The following is a 5,010-nucleotide window of genomic DNA, read 5'->3' as shown; positions in this document are numbered from 1 at the left end:
GCCCCTTCTGTGCATGGACGAGCCCGCCCTCCTGCACGCCATCGCAGCCGCACCCCACACCAACCCCACCGACGGGCATCGCACCCGGCCGCTCAGACCGCTGGGCCTTGCCTATGTCCTCTACACATCGGGCTCGACCGGCAAACCGAAGGGGGTGGGAGGGACCTACCAGGCGGTTGCCAATCGATTGCACTGGGACATCCAGGGATCAGAGGCCGACACCGCCTACGCTCAGAAGACCACTCACAACTTCATCGACTTCCTCTGGGAAACATTCATGCCGCTGCTGGCCGGGCAGCGCGTCATCATCGTGCCGCCGCAAGTCGGCAGGGATGTGGCGCAACTGGTCGACCTTCTGGCTAGCCACAAGGTCCAACGGATTGTTCTGGTTCCCTCGTTGCTGCAAGCCATGCTCGAACATGGCAATGACGTGAGTCAGCGGCTCGCCCATCTGAAGTACTGGGTCTGCAGTGGAGAAGCACTGACCCCAAGTCTGGCCAACCGTTTCAAGGAGCTCTTCCCGGACGCGCTGCTGCTCAACATCTATGGCACGTCGGAGTTCTGGGATGCAACGGCCTGGGCCGTCGAGGCAAGGAGCGAGAACAACGTCCCGATCGGCACCCCGATTGCAGGCATGCAGGCGTATGTTCTGGACGCCCAGCTGCGTCCGGTGCCCGCAGGCGTGGCCGGCGAGCTCTACATCGCGGGCGCCGGCCTCGCACGCGGCTACCTCAACCGCCCCGGCCTGAGCGCCGAGCGCTTCGTCGCCAGCCCCTTCGGTGCCCCAGGCAGCCGCATGTACCGCACCGGCGACCTGGCGCGCTGGCGCGCCGACGGCGTGCTCGACTTCCTCGGGCGCGCCGACCAGCAGGTCAAGATCCGCGGCTTTCGCATCGAGCCCGGCGAGATCGAGGCCGCACTCACCCAGCTGCCCGGCGTCGCACAGGCCGCCGTCATCGCACGCGAGGAGGGGGCGCAGGACCCGCGTCTTGTTGCTTATCTCGTTGCCGACCGGGCAACGGCGCCTGATCGCAGGATTCAACATCCGGAGTTCGGCCTGTTCTATTTCGCGGACGCAAGCCGAGATCAGGAGGGCGAACTTTATCGGCTCTATATCGAGGGCGCAAAGTTTGCGGATGCCAATGGTTTCAGTGCCGTCTGGACACCGGAGCGCCATTTCACCAAGGTCGCTGCAGCATTCCCCAATCCCTCCGTCCTGAGTGCTGCGCTTGCAATGGCTACCGAGCGAATTCAGCTGCGCGCGGGCAGCGTTGTCTTGCCGCTGCATCATCCGCTGCGCGTGGCAGAGGAGTGGTCAGTCGTCGACAACCTCTCTCATGGACGTGCCGCTATCGCCTTCGCGTCGGGTTGGGTGCCGCAAGACTTTGTATTCGCACCGGATGCATACACCGATCGCTTCCAGATCATGCTCGACGGGATCGAGAAGGTGCAGGCGCTGTGGCGCGGCGAAGCGCTGACTGCACGCAACGGCACGGGTCAAGAGACGCAGGTTCGCTTGCTTCCCAAACCTGTTCAATCCGAATTGCCTACCTGGATCACTGCCGGCAGAAGTCCGGCAACCTTCGAGGCGGCGGGACGAATGGGCGCCAATGTTCTGACGGCGTTGCTCAATATGACCGTGCCGGAGTTGACCGACAACATCCGGATTTACCGGGAGGCGTTGTGTGCCAATGGCCACGATCCGGAGACACGGAAAGTCAGCCTGATGCTGCATACATTCGTGGGCGCCGACGATGAGACGGCACGTCGCATCGCCTATGAGCCAATGGCGCAGTATTTCCGTGCCCATACTGAACTTCGCAAAAGTGTTCTGCAAGACCTCGGTGAAGCGGGGGTCAACAAGACAATCGGGGAGATCGACACTGAGAAATTGATAGCTATGGCGGTACGCAGGTACTTCGGAACGTCATCGCTGATCGGGGGACCGCAAACTTGCCTTCGCTTCGTCCGCGACCTGGAAAAGATCGGTGTCAGTGAATTCGCTTGCCTTGTCGACTTCGGTGTCGACGCTGACACGACTCTGGAAAACCTCGTGCATCTGAAGGCAGTCATGGAAGGTAGCCGCATCCCGGCGCCTCCCGAAGCAGCCGAGCTGCGAGCCCATCTTGGCGCCACGCTGCCTGCCCACATGGTGCCCGCGCACTACGTCTGGCTCGATGCCCTGCCGCTCACGCCCAACGGCAAGCTGGATCGCCGCGCACTGCCCGCGCCGGACTTCACTCCGCTGAGCATCCGCACGCCTCGCACGCCCCAGGAGGAGATCCTGGCCTCCCTCTTTGCCGATGTCCTGGGCATCGCCCAGGTGGGCATCGACGACAACTTCTTCGACCTGGGTGGCCACTCCCTGCTGGCCACCAAGCTCATCAGCCGCATCCGCTCCGCCCTGGGCGTCGAGATCGCCATCCGCACCCTCTTCGAGGCCCCCACCGTCGCACAGCTGGCGCACAGGCTGAACGAAGCACAAGTCGCACGCGAGGTCCTGCGCCCGATGGCTCGGCCCAGCCTGATCCCGTTGTCCTACGCACAGCGTCGTCTCTGGTTTCTCTATCGGCTCGATGGCCCCACCGCGACCTACAACGTCCCTGCCGCCATGCGCCTGACCGGCAAGCTGGACGACGACGCCCTTGAACAGGCCCTGGCCGACCTGGTGACCCGCCATGAGAGCCTGCGAACCATCTTCCCGCAGACAGCGGACGATGAACCACAGCAGCTCATCCTGGAACCCGGGCACCTGGGTGCCATCCTCGAGGTGGCCGATGTGACGGAGGCGACCCTCGCCCGGCACATCGCACAGGCGGCCGACCACGGCTTCGAGCTGTCGCGCGAGATCCCCTTCCGCGCCTGGCTGTTCCATCTCGATGCCGAGCATCACGCCCTGCTGCTGTTGCGCCACCACATCGTCAGCGACGGCTGGTCATGGGCACCGCTGACGCGCGATCTGGCCGCGGCTTATGGGGCCCGAGCCCAAGGGAAGCCGCCGGCATGGGCACCGCTGCCCGTGCAGTACGCCGACTACACCCTCTGGCAGCACGCGCTGCTGGGCCATGAGAGCGAGTCCGACAGCGTCATTGCAAAGCAGTTGAGCTACTGGCAGAAGACCCTCGCGGGCCTGCCCGAGCAGCTCGATCTGCCCACCGATCGGCCGCGCCCCACAGTCTCCAGCTACCGCGGCGAGAGCCTCGATTTCCAACTCGATGCAGCACTGCACCAGCGCCTTGCCGCGCTCGCACGCGAGGGACAGGCCAGCCTGTTCATGGTGCTGCAGGCCGCGCTCTCGACGCTCTTCACACGCATGGGCGCAGGCACCGACATCCCTCTGGGCAGTCCCATCGCCGGACGCACCGACGAGGCCCTCAACGATCTCGTGGGCTTCTTCGCCAACACGCTCGTGCTGCGCACCGACACCTCGGGCAACCCCAGCTTCAGGGATCTGCTGGCGCGCGTGCGCGAGACCAGCCTGGCCGCCTACGAGCACCAGGACCTGCCGTTCGAGCGCCTCGTGGAGGTGCTCAATCCGGTGCGCTCCATGGCGCGACATCCGCTGTTCCAGGTGGCCCTCGTCCTGCAGAACAATGCCAGGATCAGCTTCGAGCTGCCGGGCATCCACGTCAAGGGTGAGCTCATCGGCGCCAACAGCGCCAAGTTCGACCTGTCTTTCAGCCTGACGGAACGGCGTGGCGCGGACGGCGCTGCCCAGGGCATCTTCGGCACGATCGAGTTCGCCACCGACCTGTTCGATCGCGCCACGGTAGAGCGCCTGGCCGCACGGCTGCAGCGCGTGCTCGCAGCGATCGCGGCCGACCCCGCCCAGCCCATCGGCGCCATCGAGATCCTGGAGCCCGCAGAGCGCCAGCAGATCCTGCTCGAATGGAACGACACCGCACACCCCGTGCCCCAGGCCACCCTGCCCGAACTCTTTGAGCAGCAGGTCGCACGGACACCCCACGCCACCGCCCTCGTCTTCGAGGACGCATCGCTCACCTACACCCAGCTCAACGAGCGCGCCAACCGCCTTGCTCACCACCTCATCGCGATCGGTATCCAACGCGACGACCGGGTTGCCATCTGTATCGAGCATGGCTTCGAGACAGTGAGCGCGCTGCTCGCAGTCCTGAAAGCAGGAGGCGTCTATGTTCCCCTGGATCCTGCCTATCCAGCCAACCGATTGCGCCTCATGCTCGAGGACAGCGCACCGAAGGTGCTGATCACTCAAGCGCACATCGCCACGCAGCAGATCGAGAGACAAGGCTTCCTAGAGACATTGTTGCTTGATGGTGCCGAGCGCCCCTGGAGTGACTGCGCCAGCACCGACCTGGAACCCGTTTCACCCGACTCCCTCGCCTACCTGATCTACACCTCAGGCTCCACGGGAACGCCCAAGGGCGTGATGGTCCAGCATCGGCATTTGGCAGCAAAGCTGGCGAGCACACGACACGTTCTGGCGTTTTCGGCGGTCGATACGATCCCCAATCTCGCTTCTCGATCCTTTGACATTTCCTTGCTCGAGATGCTCCTGCCGTTGATCAGCGGCGGGTCCACCTTGCTGCTGCGTGCGGAAGAGGTGCCGGACATCAAGGTACTTGTTGCCAGGACGAAGGCCGCCACATTCTTCCATGCCGTGCCAAGCCTGATGGAGGCTTGGCTGACCTTCCTTGGCATTGAAAGAGCACAGGCCTTGTACCCGGCATTGCGGACTCTGCTGGTAGGTGGTGACGCTGTATCGGACAAGCTGCTGCAAAAAATTTCGGACTATTTCCCTCGCGCCGAGGTGGTTGAGCTGTATGGCCCTACCGAGGTCACCATATTTGGCACCACCTACCAGAGTGATCAGGCATCCACGCACTCCGCCATCCACTGCATCGGCAAGCCGACATGGAACACGCAAGCCTATGTCCTGGACGCCCAGCTGCGTCCGGTGCCCGCAGGCGTGGCCGGCGAGCTCTACATCGCGGGCGCCGGCCTCGCACGCGGCTACCTCAACCGCCCCGG

1 protein-coding gene is annotated in these 5,010 nt (G+C 64.2%); it reads left to right on the top strand.

Translation table 11 applies throughout. The features are described 5' to 3' along the window. Positions 1 to 13: 13 nt before the first annotated feature. On the top strand, positions 14 to 5,010 hold a 4,997-nt coding region (locus tag M2282_RS30885), incomplete at its 3' end, for a MupA/Atu3671 family FMN-dependent luciferase-like monooxygenase (RefSeq protein ID WP_280812581.1).

It is taken from the genome of Variovorax boronicumulans, assembly GCF_029892485.1.
GTDB lineage: Bacteria > Pseudomonadota > Gammaproteobacteria > Burkholderiales > Burkholderiaceae_C > Variovorax > Variovorax boronicumulans_B.
Note: the sequence above shows the minus strand (reverse complement) of the source record. Positions and strands in the feature narration are given on the sequence as shown.